This window comes from Devosia sp., assembly GCF_035944845.1.
Lineage (GTDB): Bacteria > Pseudomonadota > Alphaproteobacteria > Rhizobiales > Devosiaceae > Devosia_A.
The window spans coordinates 20,773-38,361 of the sequence record NZ_DASZAW010000015.1; the positions used below are offsets into that span (position 1 = coordinate 20,773).

20 protein-coding genes are annotated in these 17,589 nt (G+C 64.9%); 10 read left to right on the forward strand and 10 right to left on the reverse strand.

Going from position 1 to position 17,589, the window contains the following annotated elements; genetic code table 11:
* Positions 1–31: 31 nt before the first annotated feature.
* From pcaG to pcaD, 4 genes are read right to left on the reverse strand one after another with little or no spacing between them, the layout of a single operon-like run.
* Positions 32–613: a protocatechuate 3,4-dioxygenase subunit alpha gene (gene pcaG / locus VGV07_RS02440; RefSeq protein ID WP_326867099.1), complete on the reverse strand. Its 582-nt coding sequence runs from the start codon at positions 611–613 to the stop codon at positions 32–34.
* Positions 613–1,356 carry a protocatechuate 3,4-dioxygenase subunit beta gene (pcaH, locus tag VGV07_RS02445; RefSeq protein WP_326867100.1) on the reverse strand — a complete coding sequence of 248 codons (744 nt, stop codon included), beginning with the start codon at positions 1,354–1,356 and terminating at the stop codon, positions 613–615. Before pcaH ends, pcaG begins: the two co-directional genes overlap by 1 nt.
* A 2-nt stretch (positions 1,357–1,358) precedes the next feature.
* Positions 1,359–1,742, reverse strand: a complete 384-nt coding sequence (gene pcaC, locus VGV07_RS02450; protein WP_326867101.1) for a 4-carboxymuconolactone decarboxylase — start codon at positions 1,740–1,742, stop codon at positions 1,359–1,361.
* Entirely contained in the window at positions 1,735–2,529 is a 795-nt protein-coding gene (gene pcaD, locus VGV07_RS02455; RefSeq protein WP_326867102.1) for a 3-oxoadipate enol-lactonase, read from the reverse strand. The genes pcaC and pcaD overlap by 8 nt, the downstream gene beginning before the upstream one ends.
* A 107-nt stretch (positions 2,530–2,636) precedes the next feature.
* Here pcaD and pcaQ point away from each other — a divergent pair, with 107 nt between their 5' ends.
* Both pcaQ and dusA read left to right on the forward strand, forming a co-directional pair.
* Positions 2,637–3,560 (forward strand): pca operon transcription factor PcaQ, encoded by a 924-nt coding sequence (pcaQ, locus tag VGV07_RS02460; protein ID WP_326867103.1) that lies wholly within the window; start codon positions 2,637–2,639, stop codon positions 3,558–3,560.
* 328 nt (positions 3,561–3,888) lie between these two features.
* Complete coding sequence (gene dusA / locus VGV07_RS02465) at positions 3,889–4,878, forward strand: tRNA dihydrouridine(20/20a) synthase DusA (protein WP_326867104.1); 990 nt, start codon at positions 3,889–3,891, stop codon at positions 4,876–4,878.
* Between the two features lie 157 nt (positions 4,879–5,035).
* Here the strand turns inward: dusA and VGV07_RS02470 are convergent, their stop codons facing one another.
* From VGV07_RS02470 to VGV07_RS02480, 3 genes are read right to left on the reverse strand one after another with little or no spacing between them, the layout of a single operon-like run.
* Complete coding sequence (locus VGV07_RS02470; protein WP_326867105.1) at positions 5,036–5,527, reverse strand: nucleoside deaminase; 492 nt, start codon at positions 5,525–5,527, stop codon at positions 5,036–5,038.
* Positions 5,528–5,568: 41 nt separating this feature from the next.
* Positions 5,569–6,255 carry a retropepsin-like aspartic protease family protein gene (locus VGV07_RS02475; protein WP_326867106.1) on the reverse strand — a complete coding sequence of 229 codons (687 nt, stop codon included), beginning with the start codon at positions 6,253–6,255 and terminating at the stop codon, positions 5,569–5,571.
* A 52-nt stretch (positions 6,256–6,307) separates the two neighbouring features.
* Positions 6,308–7,195: a LysR family transcriptional regulator gene (locus tag VGV07_RS02480; RefSeq protein WP_326867107.1), complete on the reverse strand. Its 888-nt coding sequence runs from the start codon at positions 7,193–7,195 to the stop codon at positions 6,308–6,310.
* Positions 7,196–7,313: 118 nt separating this feature from the next.
* On the opposite strand from VGV07_RS02480, the gene VGV07_RS02485 reads away from it, so the two are divergent.
* Positions 7,314–7,943, forward strand: a complete 630-nt coding sequence (locus tag VGV07_RS02485) for a glutathione binding-like protein (protein WP_326867108.1) — start codon at positions 7,314–7,316, stop codon at positions 7,941–7,943.
* Positions 7,944–7,993: 50 nt separating this feature from the next.
* On the opposite strand, the gene VGV07_RS02490 is transcribed toward VGV07_RS02485, so the two are convergent.
* Positions 7,994–8,848, reverse strand: a complete 855-nt coding sequence (locus VGV07_RS02490; protein ID WP_326867109.1) for an adenosylcobinamide-GDP ribazoletransferase — start codon at positions 8,846–8,848, stop codon at positions 7,994–7,996.
* A gap of 61 nt (positions 8,849–8,909) precedes the next feature.
* Here VGV07_RS02490 and VGV07_RS02495 point away from each other — a divergent pair, with 61 nt between their 5' ends.
* The 3 genes from VGV07_RS02495 (at position 8,910) to VGV07_RS02505 (ending at position 11,256) form a co-directional block, all read left to right on the forward strand.
* Positions 8,910–9,308, forward strand: coding sequence for an SRPBCC family protein (locus VGV07_RS02495; RefSeq protein WP_326867110.1), 399 nt, complete (start codon positions 8,910–8,912; stop codon positions 9,306–9,308).
* Between the two features lie 92 nt (positions 9,309–9,400).
* On the forward strand, positions 9,401–10,441 hold the full coding sequence (gene cobT / locus VGV07_RS02500; RefSeq protein WP_326867111.1) for a nicotinate-nucleotide--dimethylbenzimidazole phosphoribosyltransferase: 1,041 nt from the start codon (positions 9,401–9,403) through the stop codon (positions 10,439–10,441).
* A 32-nt stretch (positions 10,442–10,473) separates the two neighbouring features.
* Positions 10,474–11,256 carry a nucleotidyltransferase domain-containing protein gene (locus VGV07_RS02505; protein WP_326867112.1) on the forward strand — a complete coding sequence of 261 codons (783 nt, stop codon included), beginning with the start codon at positions 10,474–10,476 and terminating at the stop codon, positions 11,254–11,256.
* A gap of 63 nt (positions 11,257–11,319) precedes the next feature.
* Here the strand turns inward: VGV07_RS02505 and VGV07_RS02510 are convergent, their stop codons facing one another.
* On the reverse strand, positions 11,320–12,852 hold the full coding sequence (locus VGV07_RS02510; RefSeq protein WP_326867113.1) for a HAMP domain-containing sensor histidine kinase: 1,533 nt from the start codon (positions 12,850–12,852) through the stop codon (positions 11,320–11,322).
* A gap of 108 nt (positions 12,853–12,960) precedes the next feature.
* Between VGV07_RS02510 and VGV07_RS02515 the strand changes: the two genes are divergently transcribed.
* The 3 genes from VGV07_RS02515 to VGV07_RS02525 all read left to right on the forward strand — a co-directional run bounded on the left by VGV07_RS02515 (position 12,961) and on the right by VGV07_RS02525 (position 15,107).
* The gene (locus tag VGV07_RS02515; protein ID WP_326867114.1) at positions 12,961–13,635 is read left to right on the forward strand and encodes a thermonuclease family protein; all 675 of its coding nucleotides are present in this window, start codon (positions 12,961–12,963) and stop codon (positions 13,633–13,635) included.
* Positions 13,636–13,744: 109 nt separating this feature from the next.
* The gene (locus tag VGV07_RS02520) at positions 13,745–14,224 is read left to right on the forward strand and encodes an Lrp/AsnC family transcriptional regulator (protein ID WP_055879605.1); all 480 of its coding nucleotides are present in this window, start codon (positions 13,745–13,747) and stop codon (positions 14,222–14,224) included.
* 1 nt (position 14,225) lies between these two features.
* Positions 14,226–15,107, forward strand: coding sequence for an alpha/beta hydrolase (locus VGV07_RS02525; RefSeq protein WP_326867115.1), 882 nt, complete (start codon positions 14,226–14,228; stop codon positions 15,105–15,107).
* On the opposite strand, the gene VGV07_RS02530 is transcribed toward VGV07_RS02525, so the two are convergent.
* Positions 15,104–15,385, reverse strand: a complete 282-nt coding sequence (locus VGV07_RS02530; protein WP_326867116.1) for a helix-turn-helix domain-containing protein — start codon at positions 15,383–15,385, stop codon at positions 15,104–15,106. The genes VGV07_RS02525 and VGV07_RS02530 overlap by 4 nt on opposite strands.
* Before the next feature lie 545 nt (positions 15,386–15,930).
* Here VGV07_RS02530 and VGV07_RS02535 point away from each other — a divergent pair.
* A complete protein-coding gene (locus tag VGV07_RS02535; protein ID WP_326867117.1) occupies positions 15,931–17,577 on the forward strand; it encodes a GMC family oxidoreductase in 1,647 nt (548 codons plus the stop codon).
* The last annotated feature ends 12 nt before the right edge of the window (positions 17,578–17,589 follow it).

Below are 17,589 nucleotides of genomic sequence, written 5' to 3' on the forward strand. Positions count from 1 at the left end.
GCCGTCACCCCGCGCCACCCCGCCAGTACGGTCACATGTCGAAGAACACCGTTTCGTCCTCGCCCTGAAGGCGTATATCGAGCGTGTAGACTGGCTTCCCATCGGCCTCGGACCTTGCCGCCACCAGGGTCTTCCGCCGGCGCGGATCCATGACCCGGTTGAGGACGAAATCGGTTGCATTCGCATCGGCCTCGTCGCCGAAATAGAGCCGGGTGTGGAGCCCGATATTGATGCCGCGCGCCACGATCCACAGCGTCACGTGCGGCGCCATGGGCTTGCCATCCGGCCCGGTAACGCGCCCCGGTTTCACCGTATCGAAGCTGTAGCCGCCGGTTGCATCGGTCGCCACGCGTCCCCAGGCGGAGTTGTGGGTGCCCTCGGCATCGGCCTGCCACAGCTCGACCACTGCGTCCCCTACTGGTGCGCCGGATCCATCGAAGATGTGGCCGGTCAGGATGATACGCGGACCGCTGCCGGCTGAGACCGGACCTGCACCCAGGTCCTTCACGTTGGGACCGGTGATGCCCTCGAGGCTCGGCGTCATGCCGATATGCACATAGGGCCCGGCCGTCTGCGATGGCGATTCTTTCAGCGGCGGCAACTGGCTGAGCATCAGTTCCCCTCCTGCCGGTTCTCGAACAGGGTCGAGCGGCGCCCTCGCAGCACGATGTCGAAACGATACGCCAATGCATCCATCGGCGTCGTATTCAGCCGGTCGAGCCTGGCGATCAACTGTTCCACAGCGGTCCGGTCAGGGATCGCGAGCGCGATGGGATCCTGCCAGATCATCGGATCGCCCTCGAAATACATCTGCGTAATGAGCCGCTGGGCGAAGGCGTGGCCGAACACCGAGAAGTGGATATGGGCCGGCCGCCAATCATTTCCGCCATTGGGCCAGGGATAGGCGCCCGGCTTGATCGTACGGAAATGATAGTAGCCGTTCTCGTCGGTGATGGCGCGGCCGCAGCCGCCGAAGTTCGGGTCAAGCGGCGCCGTGTAGCCTTCGCGCTTGTGCCGGTAGCGCCCGGACGCGTTAGCCTGCCAGAACTCAACCAAGGTGCCGCGCACCGGCCGGGCATTCTCGTCCAGCACTTGGCCATAGACCACCATCCGCTGGCCGATCGCCTCAGTGCCGTCGTGGCTGTAGTTGCGGATGAGGTCGTTGTCGAGCGGCTGGATGACACCATGGCCGAAGGTCGGGCCGGTCAGTTCCGATCTGGTGGGGGCAAGCGAAAGCAGGGCATGCCGGGGCGCCCGCAGCGTCGTGCTCTTGTAGCCAGGGGTGAAGGCCGGCGGGTGCCAGGCCCGGTCGCGCTGAAAAAGGCTGCCATTCTCAGGGTCTGGGCCGATCGCCATGGTCAGTCTCCGCGCTTTTCGAGTTCGCGCTTGGCAATCCGGAAGGCGCGGTTGGCTGCCGGTACTCCGGCATAGACAGCCACGTGCAGCAGCGCTTCTTTGATATCTTCGGCCGATGCGCCGGTGTTCATCGTTGCCTTTACGTGCATCGCTACTTCCTCGTCGTGACCGGCGGCGGCGAGGAGCGCAATGGTGATCAGAGAGCGTTCGCGCCGCGACAGGCCCGGGCGCGCCCATACCGAGCCCCAGGCGCCCTCGGTGATGAAGGCCTGGAAGTCGTTGTCGAAGTCGGTCTTCGCCGTCTCGGCTCCGTCCACGTGGCTGTCGCCCAGGACGGCACGGCGAGTAGCCATGCCGCGCTGGAAGAGGTCGTTCTGTTCAGGCATGGACAACCTCGCGCAGATGTTCGCAGATCAGTTCGCACAGCCACTCTGGCTGCTCGATGGAGGGCACGTGCCCGGCCCTGCGGACCAACCGGTACTCCGCCCCGGCAACGGCATCCGCCAGCTGCCGTACTGTCTCCGGGGGGGTGGCAAGGTCGTTCTCGCCGGCAATCACGCGGGTCGGGACCGAAATGTGCCCGATATCGGCGGTCAGGTCGGCGTCGCGCACGCTGGCGCAACTTGCGACATATCCTTCTGCCGGACAGCGCTCGAGCATGTTGCGCCATCCCGCAAAGTCAGCGGCCCTGAGCTCGCGGTAACCCGGGGAAACCCAGCGTTCGAGCACCTGATCAGCAACGGCCGCCATGCCGCCTTGGCGAACCTGCGCGATGCGGTCGTTCCACATCTGCGGCGTTCCGATGCGCGCCGCCGTATCGCAAAGGACGAGCCGCCGGACTCTGCCTGGATGCTGCGCCGCAATCCGCATGGCGATCATGCCGCCGATCGAGATGCCGCAGAGGGAAAACTGCCTGAAGCCGCACTGCTCGACGAGCCCGAGAAGATCTGCGACGTGGTCATCGAGGCGGTAAGGTCCGGGCGGCGCGTCCGAAAGCCCGTGCCCGCGCTTGTCGTAGCAGAGCACGCGATAGCGCAGGCCCAAGAGCGGGACGAGGTCGTCCCAGATGTGCAGATTCGTACCCAGTGAATTGACGAGGATCACGGGCAGCCCGTCCAGCGCGCCCGTCAGCTGGTAATGCAGCGTCGTGCCGTTGATGGACGCAAAACTCATGACTTTCCTCTCGCCTCAACAGTTAGGCCCGCGCCCCGCCAGCTTGTAAAATGATTAGTTTGCCCGCATCCATAACCGGCGGCGTATATGCCGAGGAGTTCCTGCCCATGGCGCCCCGCCTGATCGACGCACGGATCAAACTGAGGCACATCGTCTGCTTCCTCGAAGTGGCGCGCTTGAAGAGCGTGGTCAGAGCCGCCGACGAGCTCAACATGAGCCAGCCCGCCGCTACCAAGACCGTGCAGGAGCTCGAAGAAATCCTCGGTGTGCAACTGTTCGACCGCTCTCGCCGCAGCTTGTTCCTGACACTCGCTGGCGAGCAGTTCCAGCGCTACACCGCGTCTTCGCTCAGCGCCTTGAAGCAAGGCATTGACTCGGTTCGTATAACCGAGCGCGAGACCATCGTGCGGGTAGGGGCGCTGCCCACCGTTTCGGCACGCATCCTGCCGCATGCGGTCCGGCGCTTCGCCGGAAGCGGGCAGGCGCGAACGCGCATCATCACCGGCCCGAACGACTACCTGCTCTCGCTCCTCAGGGCCGGCGAGGTGGATTTCGTCATTGGCCGCATGGCGGAGCCGGGGGAGATCGCGGGGCTCTCGTTCGAGCACCTCTATGCCGAGCGTGTCGTGTTCGCGGTGCGGGCCGGACATCCCCTGCTCAAGCTCAAGCGCTTCACCCTCACCGCGATCGAGTCCTACCAGATACTCACCCCGCCGCCAGGCGCGGTTATTCTGCCCAGCGTGGAGCGCCTGCTGACCGCACATGGCGTTACCGATCTCAAGGACGACATCGAAACCGTGTCCAATGCCTTCGGCCGGCGCTACACGCTCAACACCGATGCGGTGTGGATCATCTCGGAGGGCGTTGTCGCCGACGACGTCGCCGAGGGACACATGGCGACCCTGCCGGTAGACACCAGCGAGACGACCGGACCCGTAGGTCTCACGACCCGCTCGGGTGAAACCATGGGCTTTGGCGCACAGCAGCTGGTCGCCGCCATCCGCGAAGTCGCCGCGGAAATGGCGGGCTGAGGCCGCCGTCTGCCGGTGCGAAACCCGCTGCAACTGTTGAGCTTGCCGAGACTGGCTCGCAGCAGGTCCAAGCTGAATCCCTTGAAACGGCCGATCTCCTTGCCAACTCCGGCCATATACCCGATATGCAGGTCGATCAGTCGGAGACCGTCTTGATCCCGTGCTCATGCTTGGGAGCAGGTTTCTGGCCCAAGTCGAGTTCTCGCCCTATTCGGCGCGTCCACATTTCGGCGCCCTTTACGGAGCGATACGCAATTGCTGACGGATACTCTGGCGTACAAGCGGCGAACGTCCGCACGTTCCAGGGTCCTGAGAGGACGAAAAAAGCGTGATAAATCAAGCGCGTAGGTTTTCGGTGGCACCTATGATGGATTGGACGGATCGTCACTGTCGCGTCCTGCATCGGCTGCTGACTTCGCACGCGCTGCTGTTCACCGAGATGGTGACCAGCGCCGCAGTGGTGCATGGGCCGCGCGAGCGGCTGCTGGAGTTCGACCAGGTCGAGCAGCCCGTGGCGCTGCAGCTTGGTGGTTCCGATCCGAAGGAACTGGCCGAGGCGACCCGCATCGCCACCGAGTTCGGCTATCGCGAGATCAACCTCAATGTCGGCTGCCCGTCCGATCGGGTGCAGTCCGGCCGCTTCGGCGCCTGCCTGATGGCCGAGCCCGATCTTGTCGCCGAATGCGTTCGCGCCATGCGTGATGCCACCGACGTACCGGTGACTGTGAAGTGCCGCATCGGTATCGACGATCAGGATACCGAGGAGAGCCTCGATCGCTTCGCCGACGCCATGGTCGCAGCCGGCGTCGACGCGCTCTATGTGCACGCCCGCAAGGCCTGGCTCAAGGGCCTCAGCCCCAAGGAAAACCGCGAGATCCCGCCGCTCGACTATCCGCGCGTCCATCGCCTCGCCCAGCGCCTGAAGCCGCTGCCGGTCATGATCAATGGCGGCATCAAGACCATCAAGGACGCCGAGGCGCACATGGCGCACATGTCGGGCGTCATGCTCGGCCGCGTCGCATACCATGAGCCGATGCTGCTGACCCTGGTCGACGAGCGCTTCTTCGGCGCGCCGAAGAAATCGATCGAGTTGCGCGATGTGATGCTCGCGATGGCTGATTACGCCGAGCGCGAGATCGGCAAGGGCGCCCGGCTCAACAATATCACCCGCCACATGCTGGGCCTCGCCAACGCCCGCGCTGGCGCCCGCACCTTCCGCCAGATCCTCAGCGTCGATGCGGCGCGCAAGGGGGCAGGGCCGGAGGTGATCATGCGGGCCTTCGAGGCGCTCGAGCCGGCGCTGCAACTGGCGGTTTAGCGGCGGTTGTCCCCGAGGGGCCTCCCCTCATCCGGGCTTCGCCCACCTTCTCCCACAAGGGGAGAAGGGTCCTCCACCAGCATCTAAGTCGGGCCTTCTCCCTTGATGGGAGAAGGTGGGCGAAGCCCGGATGAGGGTGGGGCCGCGCCCACCAGCCTCACCCCTTGTCCTTCCAGAAATCCGCCTGCAGCTGCTCGGCTTCCTCGGCCAGCAGCGGACCGACGATCTCGGTCGGCCGCTGCCCGGCTTCGAACACGATGTGACAGGGCAGGTCCAGCGTCGGGTTTTCCTCGTGCGCACCCGTCTGCGCCTTGAGGTCGCGCTCGGTCTGGCCGAACACCACCCGGCCGATGCCGGCCCAGTAGATGGCGCCCGAGCACATGGCGCAGGGTTCGGCCGAGGTATAGAGCGTGCAGTCTTTCAGCTCGTCGAGGCTGAGGTTCTTGGCTGCCCATGAGGCAAGCAGCTTTTCCGCGTGCGCCGTACGGTCGCCACCTTCCGAGCTGTAGCCGTTCCCCTGCTCGCGCAGCACCTTGCCGGATCTGTCGGCCAGGAGCGAACCGAACGGATGGTCGCCGCCATCTCGTGAGCGTTTGGCGACGGCAAAGGATTGGCGCAACAGGGTTTCGTCGTAGGGACGTTGTGGCATCGAGGTCTCCGTGATCTCGGGAGACTATGCCTCAGTCCCGCTCAGTCGACCAGTTCGAGCGCGTTGCCGCTCACCGCATAGCGGCTGAGCGTACTGAGGAAGGTCATGCCGAGCAGGCTCTGCTCCAGCGCGCCCTGTTCGGCGATGAAGGCGCGCACATTGTTGCGGACGATCCCGCCGACCTCGACCTGGTCGAGCGTTACCGCCGCCGCCTTGCCGGTACCATTGGCGGTGGAAACGGAGATGTCGTAGCGCAGCGTCTCGGTCGCGTAGCCGGCCTCTTGCGCATCATCATGGGTCAGCACCACGGCGCTGGCGCCGGTATCGAAGATGGTGCGGATGTCGGCGCCGTTGATCGTGGCATTGATCTGGAAGTGCCCGTCGCGCCCGCCGCGGAAGGTAGCGCTGCCGCGCTCGCCGTCGACGACCGCGATTCCTGGCATCAACTCGCCGAACACCCGGGAGGCCACCAGCGTCAGGTCGTCGCGATAGGTGTAGCCGACCAGCACCACGCCAAAGATGCCGGCCCACAGCACCAGATTGCCGAACAGCTCGGAGAACTTGTAGCGTCGCGAGAACAACCCGCCGGCGATAAAGATGAGGATGGCGACCAGCGGCAGCAACTGCCCGAGTTGATCCTGCGTGAGGCCGACCATCGACCCGGCATCGGCACTGACCAGGAGGGCCAGCCCGATGGCGATGACGAGGGCGAAACCGATGAACAGCATAAAGATCCCTTAGCTGGCGCTCTCCCCGATAATGGGGAGCCGCAAGCGCAATTCAAGCACCGCGGAGGCCGGAGAATAGTGAACTCTCTGCGACCAGCCCGTCACCGACGATCTCGAAGAAGGCCCTGACTCGCGCCGTCTTCCTGAGGTCAGCATGGGTGACGATCCAGAGCTCGCGTGTCAACTCGATGACCGGCCCGGCGCCGGCGCGCCTGAGGCCTGGTTCGATGTCGCCGAGGTAGCACGGCAGCACTGCATAGCCGATTCCGGCCTTGGCGGCGGTGAACTGGTTGATCAGGCTATTGGCCCGATAGACGATATGACGCGGCTCGATCTTTTCGCCCAGCCAATCGGCTGCAGCGATCCCCGTGACTTCGGCGCCCCAGCCGATGAAATCGTGCCCTGCCACCTCATCCAGCGGCCCCAGCGCCGGCGCGGCGTAGATCGCCCAGGCGATGTCGGCAAGCTTGCGGCCAAACAGATCGGGCTCTTTTGGCCGTGTTACGCGCAGCGCAATGTCGGCTTCGCGCCGGCTGAGGCTCAGTACCCGGTTGTCGACCACGAGCTCGACCACGATCCCCGGATGCACCTGACGGAACCGCGCCAGTTGCGCAGTCAGCACGCTATAGGCCAGCGTTTCCGACGACGTGACGCGCAACGCGCCAACCAGCCGCTGGTCTCGCCCGCCCACCTCCCGGCTCAATGCATCGGCTTCAGTTTCCACGCGCTCGGCCGTGGTGGCGACCCGCTCACCCTCGGTGGTGCTTTGGTAGATGCCGCCCGGCAGGCGCTCGAACAGCCGCACTCCAAGCTTTTCTTCGAGCGCATTGAGCCGCCGGAAGGCGGTGGAGTGATTGACGCCGAGCGCCGTGGCGCCGCCGCCGAGGGTGCCCGCACGGGCGATGGCGAGCACCAGCTTCAGGTCGTTCCAGTTTTCCATACGGTTGATGTAGCACGTCAGCTGTTTGCATTCATGCAAATCCAGATGGCAGAATCGCCGTTCGCCTTTCCCAGTTGCAGCAACTAGGTCTCTGGCATCATCAACCGGAGACACTGAAATGCAGCTCTACTATCACCCCTACGGATGCTCGCTTGCTCCCGCCATCGTTGCCGCCGAGGCCGGCATTCCGCTGGACTTCGTCCATGTCGACATCATCGGTGAGCCGCACACGCTGGCCGACGGCATGCTCTACTCAGAGATCAATGCCCGCAACTACGTGCCGCTGCTTGGGCTCGATGACGGCACCGAGGTCAGCGAAGCGGGCATCATTCTGCAATACCTTGCCGACCTGAACCCGGCCGCCGGGCTGGTGCCAGCGCAGGGGACGACCGAACGGCGAGAACTCAATCAGTGGGTGACCTTTCTCGGTACGGAACTCCACAAGACTTACTCGCCCTGGCTGTTCCACCCCGAGGTCGGCGAACAGGCTCAGGATTACGCCCGCAAGCGTGCCGCCGCCCGCTACGCCATCGTCGAAAAGCAGCTCGAGGGCAGGGCGTGGCTCCTCGATGACTACAGCGTCGCCGACGCCTATCTGTTCGTGATGGTCAACTGGGCCGCAGCGGCGAAGACGCCGTTGGCGGACTTCCCCAACATCCGCGCCTGGTTCGAGCGGATGAAGGCTCGGCCGCAGGTCCGCGCCGCCATCAAGCAACACTCCGCCAGCCCGGCGGCGCAGGCCGCCTAAGCTCCCCTCCCCTCAAGGGGGAGGGAGGTCCACCACCGGTGGCTGATCTCCTAAACGAACACCAGCAGCACGGTCAGCACGGCGACCTCGATCAGCGCCTGCAGCGCCCCGATCAGGTCGCCGGTCTGTCCGCCGATCAGCTTGCGGCAGGTCCAAACCCACGCGGCAGCAACACCGGTGGCGGCTGCCAGCGACAGGATCACCGCCACCACACTGGTGAATGGCGCGGCCAGCACGAAGGCGAGCAGCACGGCAAACGCCATACCCCCAAGGAACGCCTTTCGCGATACCCGCCCCACCGAAGCCGACGCGCCACCCTCGCGCGCATTGGGCAGCGCGACGCTCACCCACAGCGACGCCGAGCGGCCGATCACCGTCGAGGCCAGCCAGATCGCCCCGGCCGCCAGGGGATTGAATGCTGCAACGGCGCCCACCGCCGTCACCCGCAGCAGCAGGTAGAGCCCGATCGCGGCGACGCCGTAGGTGCCATGCCGGCTGTCCTTCATGATCTCGAGCCGACGCTCGATCGTCGTACCGCCAATCAGGCCGTCGGCGCTGTCGGCCAGTGCATCGTCCGCCATGGCGCCGGTGGCGACCAGCATCGCCGCCACCCCGAGTGTTGCCGCAAAATAGCTCGGCACCCCGAGCCAGGCGATGAGCATCATCAGCAGGGCCGGCAGGAAGCCGATGGCGACGCTGGTGAAGCTGAGGCCCACGGCGATGCGGTTGAGGTTCGGCTTCTCGAACGGACTGTCGCCGGTGGGCAGCCGCGAGAAGAACCTGAGCCCCATGATCAGGTCGTCCGCCAGGCGCCAGCCATAGGCCTCGGGCTGTGGCGGCTGCGGCTCCGCGCCCGGGCGATAATTGTCCTGTCGCGGGGGCGTGCGGGGCGCGTCGTCGCTCACTTGCGGTTCCCTTGCCATGGGTCGATGCTCGCTTGTCCTTCAGCCGAGGGGGCAATGCAAGATGAGTGTCACCCAGTTCGAACTGGTGTCGCATTGGCGGATTGCCGCGCCGTTGCAGCGGGTCTGGCCGGAAATCGTCGATGTCGATGACTGGCCATCCTGGTGGCGCGCCGTCCGCAAGGTGGAGCGGCTTCAGGACGGTGACGCCGGTGGGATCGGGGCGCTGCGCCGCATCACCTGGGCCACGGCGCTGCCCTACACCATCACCTTCGATGTGGTTTCGACCCGCATCGAGCCGATGCACCTCATCCAGTGGAGAACTCAGCGGTGTCGGACTTTGGACCCTCAACTCCGACGGAGACGGGACCACCGTGCGCTACGATTGGCGCGTCGACCTGGGCAAACCCTGGATGCGAACCCTGGCGCCGCTGCTGCGTCCCGCCTTTGCCTGGAACCATAATGTGCTGATGCGCTGGGGCGAGCAAGATCTGAGCCGCCGTTTCGGCATCAACTGATCCCGATCTTGCTGGACTCGGCGGGGCGGACTCGCCAATGAGTGGCGTCCCCGACCCGGAGCCGCCAGTGCCGTCCCCCTTTGCCGATATCATCGACCTGCTGCACATCACCCCTTCGGGCGACGAAAGCGCCGTTGCCGCCATCCGCCAACGCGATCGCCAGCTGACCAAGCCGCCGGGCTCGCTGGGCGAACTGGAGCAACTGGTCGAGTTCCTCGGCCGCTGGCAGGGCAAGGCCAAGCCCACTCTCGATAACCCGATGGTCGCGATCTTTGCCGCCAACCATGGCGTCACCGATCAAGGCGTGTCGGCCTTCCCGCGCGAGGTGACGGCACAGATGGTCGCCAACTTCACCGCCGGCGGCGCCGCGATCAGCCAGATCTGTGCGCTGCACGAGCTGAACTTGCGCGTCTTCGAACTGGCGCTGGAACTGCCCACCGGCGACATCACCCGCACTGCCGCCATGGACGATCGGATGTGCGCGGCGACCGTCGCCTACGGCATGGAGGCGGTGGCCGGCAAGCCCGACCTGCTCGCCATCGGCGAGATGGGCATCGGCAATACCACTGTCGCGGCCGCCATCTATGCCGCCCTGTTCGGCGGCAGCGGCGCCGACTGGGTCGGCCGCGGTACCGGGGTCGACGATGCCGGGCTGAAGCGCAAGGCCGATGCCGTCGATCGGGCTCTCGCCTTGCACAAGGACGCGTTGACCGACCCGCTCGCCATCCTCGCCCGCCTCGGTGGCCGCGAAATCGCCGCCATGCTGGGCGCCATCATCTCCACCCGGCAGCAGAAGATCCCCGTTATCATCGATGGCTTTGTCGCCACGTCGGCCGCAGCGATCGCCCAGGCGGTGAACCCCGACGCCATCGAGCACTGCATTTTCGGCCATCTCTCGGGCGAACACGCTCATGCCCGGGCACTCGAGGCGATGGGCAAACGCCCCCTGCTCGACCTCGGCATGCGGTTGGGGGAGGGGAGTGGCGCCGCACTGGCCGCCGTGCTTGCCAAGACAGCGCTCCACCTCCACAACAACATGGCGACCTTCGGCAGCGCCGGGGTCAGCGATAAGAGCTGACCCGGGGGTCAGCGACAAGGGAGGCCTGGGCGATGATCGCGGCCGGTGCAGCGTCGACCATCGACCTCGCTACTGGCCGTTTCGTCAGCCTGCTGCAGCGCAACACCGGCGACCTGGTTGCCGGCCTCCACCTCATCGGCTCCATGGCCGATGGTGACTTCCGTCCCGGGATGAGCGACCTCGATTTCGTCGCGGTGCTGTCGCGGCCGCCCACAGACGACGATGTCGAAGCGCTGGTGCTCGTCCATCGCAGCTACCGCACCGACCCGACCTTGCCCAGGCTCGACGGCATCTGGCTCACCGAGGCCGAGCTCCACGCCGGCCCCGAAGCGATCGCCGACGGCCCGACTTCGCAGCAGGGCGATTTCGTTATCGCGGCGCGTGGCAATCGCAACCCGGTCACCTGGCACGCCCTGGCCGATGCGGTAACAGTAATCGGCGAGCTTGACCGCGAAGCGCTCTGGCATGACCGCGACCGCCTGGTCAGCTGGGTCCGCGACAATGCCGCCACCTATTGGCGCCGCTGGCTGGCGCGGGCTTCCGGCTTCTCGCCTGCCATGCTCGGCCGCGCCGCCCCGATGTGGGGCGTGCTCGGCATCAGCCGGCTGGCCTACACCACGGCCACCGGCGCGATCGCCTCGAAGTCGGCCGTGGGCGAGTGGGCGCTCACCACGTTCGACCCGAAATGGCGGACGATCATCGAGGAAGCCTTGGCCTATCGTCTCGGCCAGCCGTCGCAATACACCAATCCGCTTGCGCGACGCCGGGATGCGCTGGCGTTTGTGGAGATGGCGATCGGGCAGGTCGTTGGCTGAGAGGGACCTACCCACTGGCCGGAGGGCGGTGGGAGGCGAGCTGGCACGGCCGCTCTCAGCGCCTCAGCTCGCCTCGGAGTAGATCTGCAGCCGGGGTTTCTTTTCCACCACCGGCGCCAGTGCGTCCATGACACGGGCCCGCGGGAAGGTGGCAATCACTTCGGTGCCGAAGCGGAGTTTCGAGAACAGGTCGAACCTGCCCTGATGCAGTTCCATGATCTTCTGCACGATCGGCAGGCCAAGACCGGCGCCCTGTTCCGCTGATTTCTGTGCCAGCGAGCCCTGGCCGAACGAGCTGAGCACAGTCTCGATCTCGCTCTCGGGAATGCCGGGACCATTGTCGCGCACACTCAGCAACTGGCCGCCATCGCCCGAACGCGTCACCATCAGGTGCACCTTGCCTGATTGCGGCGTGAACTTGATGGCGTTGGAGAGCAGGTTCAATACCACCTGGCGGATCGCCCGCTCGTCGCCCCAGAGTTTTGGCAGATTATGCGCATAGCTGACCGAGAGCTCGATGCCCTTGGATTTGGCGCGGATCTCCACCATGCGCCGGCAATCCTCGGCAATATCGATCAGCGATACCGCTTCCTCGTTGAGGTCGTATTTGCCCGCCTCGATCCGGCTGAGATCGAGCAGTTCGTTGATCAGGTTGAGCAGATGCTGGCCGGATGAGTGGATGTCCCCGGCATATTCCTTGTACTGCGGCACGTTGTGGGGGCCGAGCAGCTCCGACTGCAGCACTTCGGAAAAACCGATGATGGCGTTGAGCGGCGTCCGCAACTCATGGCTCATCGTGGCGAGGAATTGCGACTTGGCGATGTTGGCCTGCTCGGCATGGCGCCGGGCCTCGTCGCTCATTTCGCGCGCCTCCTCGAGTTCGTTGATCAGCACGTCCTTCTCAGCCTGGTGCTCGATGGTTTCGAGTTCGGACGCGTAGAGCTGCTTGGCGAGATAGACGAAGAACATCTCGCCGCCCACCACCACCGCGGCCAGGGCCCAGTTGAGCGTGCCGCCGGCCAGCAGCAGCGTTATGGTGACGGTGGCCGCTGCGGGCAGGGTGCTCATCAGCGTCGCCCCGGGAAGCGTTCGCGTCGATACCGCGTTGGCGGCAATGCCCACCAGGGTGATGGCGAACATCGCCACCAGCAGCGGCACGCCATCCTCGGCCACCAGGGGGAACAGCGCCAGCAGCGCCCAGGCAATGCCGTTGACCAGCTCGGCCGCAATGAAGCTCGCGGTCCAGCGACCGGCGTTGAACCTGGCGGGGTCCTCGGTCTTGAAGCGGCGGCAGAGCCAGACAACTGCCAGGTTGGCGACGATTACCAGCGCTGCCCAGCCGGCGGCCGCCAGAGGCGTAACCCAAAGGCTCGAGAACAGCGCCAGGATCAACACCAGCGCCGGTACCGCCAGCAGGCCGCCAAGCCGTGAGCTGGCATACTCGTCGAGCAGTTCGAAATCGAAGGAAGCCCGGGTGCCGGAACTGGAGGTGAGGCGCTGTCGCGCGTCGAACACCGCCCGTTGCGAGTTGCGACGAAGCTCGCGGCCCATCTGGGCGCGCACGTCATGATCGTGCATCGCGGGCTTTACCGGCATTTACGCAGTACTCGACTAAACACTACGAACAGGAAACGCGTTCGTTACGCTTGTGCAAAAACCCTTAGCCTCGCATGGTTAAGTTAGGGTGAAGGGCGAGGGCTGCAAATGAGAAAAGCCCGTGGCGAGAAGCAGTTGCGGCCAGTCCTGCATCAGGCCATGCCCGCTTGGGCGAACGGCCGCCGCAACCCTTTACCGCGCCAGCGGAAGGGCCGCTGGCGGACCTGGCTGGTGCTCCTTGTCGGCCTTGCCATCATCGTCTACCTGCGGCTCCCGGACGCGCCGTTCTCGCTCGACGGTCCGCCGCTCACCGGCGCAGTCGAACGCGTCAGCGACGGCGACACCATCGACATCGCCGGCCAGCGCATCCGCTTGCCGGGGATCGATGCGCCTGAATGGAACCAGACCTGCCGGACGGCCAGAGGCGACGATTGGCAGTGTGGTGCCGCTGCCGCAAAGCGGATGCGGGAGCTGACCCGCAATCGCACGCTGTCCTGCCGGCCTGAGGGGCACGATCGCCATGGCCGGCTACTGGCGGTGTGCCGGGACGGCAAGGTAGACGTCGCCGAGGCTCTGGTGGCCGACGGATATGCTACTGCGACAGACCGCTATCTCGCCGCCGAAGGCGAGGCTCGGCGGGCCAAACGTGGCATCTGGCAGGGGCGGTTCGACACTCCCGCCGAGTGGCGTCGACGCGAGGCCGAGGGGGACGCCGCGGAGGCCGGTAATCCCAGCCGCTTCGAGCGATTCCTCAGCTGGCTCTGGAGCCTTCTGCCTAGTTGACAGGCGCAAGATATTTGCGTTGTATGGCCGCCCTGTCCGACCATTTTTGCGCCATAGCGCTGTTTTTCTCACAGTCACGCAATCTGATTTCTGGGGGGCTGCCATAGCTTTGGACAAGATCGACCGCAAAATTCTGGCGCTCCTGCAGAAGGACGCGACGACTCCGGTTGCCGAAATCGGCCGCAAGGTGGGGTTGTCGACGACGCCGTGCTGGCGGCGCATCCAGAAGATGGAAGAGGACGGGATCATCAAGGGCCGCGTCGCTGTCCTTGACCCCACCAAGATCAATGCCGGCGTCACGGTGTTCGTCTCGATCCGCACCAACGAGCACAACGATGCGTGGATGCGCAAATTCGCCGCCGTGGTGGAGGACTTCACCGAGGTGGTCGAATTTTACCGGATGAGCGGCGAGGTGGACTATCTGCTGCGTGTGGTCGTACCAGACATCGCGGCCTATGACTCGTTTTACAAGAAGCTGATTTCGAAGATCAACTTGACCGACGTCAGCTCGTCGTTCGCCATGGGTCAGATCAAGTACACCACCGCCTTGCCGCTCGAGTTCGCCATCGTCTCCGACGACGACAAGTAACATGTCCATTACCCGTGAGAGGCTGCGCCAGCTCGTTGGGTTGGTGGAACCGGCCGTGTCGCTCGGCGCTGCCCGTATCGAGCAACACGACGGCTACGAGATCGAGCACCTGACCCTCAAGCTCGGCGACACCGAGGTGCGTGGCATCCTTACCCGGCCACTCAGGGTCGAGGGTCGGTTGCCGGCCATCCTTTACGGTCACTCGCATGGCGGCCGCTACGAAATCGGCGCCGACGAATTGCTCGACGGCCGGGAGTACCTGCTCGATCCGCTCGGTCCGGCCTTCGCCCGTGCCGGCTACGTGACGCTGTGCATCGACATGCCGGTGTTCGGCGCACGCGCCACCATGACCGAGGGCGCGGCCGCCAAAGCGCTGCTCTGGTACGGCAAGGGTTTGTTTGGCCAGATGCTGTGCGATCACTCGGCCGCGCTGACCTACCTCGCCTCACGCCCCGACGTCGACCCGGCCCGAATCGGCGCCTTCGGCATCTCCATGGGGTGTACCCTGAGCTACTGGCTCGCCGCCATGGACGAACGCATCAAGGCGGTGGCACATCTTTGCTGCTTCGCCGACCTGCGCAAGATGATCGAACTCGGTAATCACGACGGCCACGGCGTTTACCTGATCGTCCCGGGCCTCTTGAACGAAGCCGATGCCGGCGCCATCGGCGCGCTGGTCGCACCTCGCCCGCAACTGATCTGCATCGGCGAGGCAGACTCGTTGACCCCGCCGGCGGCGGTGGCGCTGGCGTGGGAAGAGACCAGCGCTGCCTATGCGAACGCACCGGGGCGCCTGCAACTGGTGTCAGAGCCCGGTGTCAAACATCAGGAGACGCCGCGCATGCGCGAGGCGGCGCTCAGCTTCTTTGCCAAAAACCTCTAGCTGCGCCCGGCGATCCCGAGGCTGCCGTCGGCGTAGCTGACAAAGCGCACACCGTGTCGCGAAAATGCCTCGCGGATCGCCGCGACGTTCTCGTCGCGCACCGCCCGGTGTCCGGGCATCTCGACCCGGCGCACGGTTGAAAATGACACCCCGGACTCCTCGGCCAGTTCGAGCGCCGTCCAGCCCAGATAAGCCCGTGCGGCGCGGATCTGGGCGTGTGATGGCGTATCTATCAGGGTTTCAGCCGGCTCCGCTTGCAGACGCGAGTGCTGGTTCATGGGCAGGGTACCTCCTGCCACAGATTCGTCCGGTCCTTCGCTGTGCAGTCGGTATTCCCGGCAATGCCTGGTTGCATGTCTAGTATTGTCATTTCCCCCACGTCAGAACGTTGGTTTGTTGCCCCCCAACGCCTGAAGTCACGCTAATGCCCTCATCGCGCATCCTATGCGGCAAAATTTGATCCGGACAGTGCGGGCCGCAATCACATTTTGCCGATGAGCAAAAATCGCTCAGTCGATGCAGTATCAATATCCAAAAAGAACAAAAAATGCTCTGAATTTATAGTTGCAGTAACTGGACGCAATCGACGATCCAGTTCGCGGCGACAGAAAATGTAACTTGAGCCCGACTGTCAATGATCAATCGATCACATACCGCCACGCCGGGCGGTTTCCGTGTATCAGCACGGGAGAACCCACGGTTGGCAACTTAAGTTCAGCTGATGATCGTTCACCTTTTCCGGCGCGCCGTCTATTGTGCACGTGCGACAGGGCGAAAGCGCTCGTCCGGCGCCGTTCGGCGAGAGGTCCTGGAGGGGGCGGAGATGCGGGAGGAATTCGATCACATCGTGATCGGAGGGGGAGCTGCGGGCTGCGTTACGGCGGCCCGGCTGGTGACCGATGGGGGCCGCCGGGTGCTGCTGCTCGAAGCCGGCTACTCGCACCATCATCCGTTGCTCGATATGCCGCCCGGCATCTTCAAGCTGATCAACGGCTCCAAGTACATGACCTATCACCACACGGTGCCGCAGCAGCACTTGCATGGCCGTGTGCATGACATCCCGCAGGGCAACGTGCTGGGCGGCGGCACTTCGGTGAACGCGCAGGTCTATATGCGCGGCCGGCCGTCCGACTATGATGAGTGGGACCAGATCTTGCGTGGCAGCAATGATGGTGCCGCCTGGGATTGGGCGACCGTGCTGCAGCACTTCCGCCGCATCGAGGGCAACAACCGGCTGTCGAACGACTTCCATGGCAACGACGGGCCGCTGCTGGTCTCCGACCCCGGCCACGTCGACGATGTCTCGCGCTGGTTCGTGCAGAGCGTGCAACAGAAGGGCGAGCCCTTCAGTAACGATTTCAACGGGGTAACGCAGCGCGGCGTCGGCTTCTACCAGTTCATGAACCGCAAGGGGAAGCGCTCCAGCGCTGCCTACGCCTATATCGAACCACTGAAGGACGATCCGCGCCTGACCGTGCGCCTGCGCGCCGCCGTGCAGAAGATCAACATCGAGCAGGGCCGAGCGGTGAGCGTCACTTATCGCGACGGCAGCGGCATCGAGCACACCGTCCATTCGTCCGGCGACATCGTGTTGAGTTCCGGAGCGCTGGTAACGCCCAAGCTACTGATGCTCTCCGGGCTTGGTCCGGCCGAACAGCTCGACAGTCACGGCATCAGGACACTGGTCGATCTGCCGGGCGTCGGCCGTAACCTCATCGATCATCCGGAAGTGCCGGTGATCTCGGTAGCCAACGGTCCCTACGGCTACTTCAAGCAGGGCGTCGGCTGGCGCATGCTGAAGAACGGCCTCAACTTCAAGCTGTTCGGCAATGGCCCGATCCTCTCGGCCGGCTTTGAGGCCGGTGCCTTCATCAACCCGGTCGATCGCGAGGCGCCGCCATCCATCCAGGCCTTCTGCGTACCGATCGTCTATCTCGATCGCGATCTGCTCAAGGTGTTCGACGATACCTACGGCGTTACCATCACCACTGTTTTGGTGAAGCCCAAGTCGCGCGGCTATGTCGAACTGCGCTCCGCCAACCCCGCCGATATGCCGCAGGTCTCGCCGCACCTGCTGCAGCATCCCGACGACATGCAGATGATGATCGAAGGCCAGCGCTTCTTCCGTGATGTGCTGCTCTCGGGCCCGCTCGGCAAGCGCATCGAGAAGGTCATCGCGCCGCCCGGGCCCGACCTCAGTGACGACGCGATGGCCGAGCATTGTCGCCGCTTCGTCAAGACCAACTACCATCCCGCCAGCACCGCCAGGATGGGCGCCGACGGCGACCCGATGGCCGTGCTCGACGCGCGCCTGCGCGTCCGTGGCGTCGACAATCTGCGCGTCTCGGATATGTCGGCCGTGCCCAATATCAATGCCGGCAACACCACCGCGCCGGCCATGATGCTGGGTGACCGCTGCGCCGATTTCATCCTCGGTCTGGACCGGCCAGCCGCCGCCACAATGCACTAGAACCAGGAAAGC

Coding starts and splice junctions, on each gene's coding strand:
- VGV07_RS02525 (WP_326867115.1), top strand. CDS start 14,226: ATGTCCATTACCCGTGAGAGGCTGCGCCAGCTCGTTGGGTTGGTGGAA.
- pcaQ (WP_326867103.1), top strand. CDS start 2,637: ATGGCGCCCCGCCTGATCGACGCACGGATCAAACTGAGGCACATCGTC.
- pcaG (WP_326867099.1), bottom strand. CDS start 613: ATGCTCAGCCAGTTGCCGCCGCTGAAAGAATCGCCATCGCAGACGGCC.
- VGV07_RS02485 (WP_326867108.1), top strand. CDS start 7,314: ATGCAGCTCTACTATCACCCCTACGGATGCTCGCTTGCTCCCGCCATC.
- VGV07_RS02475 (WP_326867106.1), bottom strand. CDS start 6,255: ATGCTGTTCATCGGTTTCGCCCTCGTCATCGCCATCGGGCTGGCCCTC.
- VGV07_RS02495 (WP_326867110.1), top strand. CDS start 8,910: ATGAGTGTCACCCAGTTCGAACTGGTGTCGCATTGGCGGATTGCCGCG.
- VGV07_RS02505 (WP_326867112.1), top strand. CDS start 10,474: ATGATCGCGGCCGGTGCAGCGTCGACCATCGACCTCGCTACTGGCCGT.
- VGV07_RS02530 (WP_326867116.1), bottom strand. CDS start 15,385: ATGAACCAGCACTCGCGTCTGCAAGCGGAGCCGGCTGAAACCCTGATA.
- pcaH (WP_326867100.1), bottom strand. CDS start 1,356: ATGGCGATCGGCCCAGACCCTGAGAATGGCAGCCTTTTTCAGCGCGAC.
- VGV07_RS02510 (WP_326867113.1), bottom strand. CDS start 12,852: ATGCCGGTAAAGCCCGCGATGCACGATCATGACGTGCGCGCCCAGATG.
- pcaD (WP_326867102.1), bottom strand. CDS start 2,529: ATGAGTTTTGCGTCCATCAACGGCACGACGCTGCATTACCAGCTGACG.
- VGV07_RS02480 (WP_326867107.1), bottom strand. CDS start 7,195: ATGGAAAACTGGAACGACCTGAAGCTGGTGCTCGCCATCGCCCGTGCG.
- cobT (WP_326867111.1), top strand. CDS start 9,401: ATGAGTGGCGTCCCCGACCCGGAGCCGCCAGTGCCGTCCCCCTTTGCC.
- VGV07_RS02515 (WP_326867114.1), top strand. CDS start 12,961: ATGAGAAAAGCCCGTGGCGAGAAGCAGTTGCGGCCAGTCCTGCATCAG.
- VGV07_RS02470 (WP_326867105.1), bottom strand. CDS start 5,527: ATGCCACAACGTCCCTACGACGAAACCCTGTTGCGCCAATCCTTTGCC.
- VGV07_RS02535 (WP_326867117.1), top strand. CDS start 15,931: ATGCGGGAGGAATTCGATCACATCGTGATCGGAGGGGGAGCTGCGGGC.
- pcaC (WP_326867101.1), bottom strand. CDS start 1,742: ATGCCTGAACAGAACGACCTCTTCCAGCGCGGCATGGCTACTCGCCGT.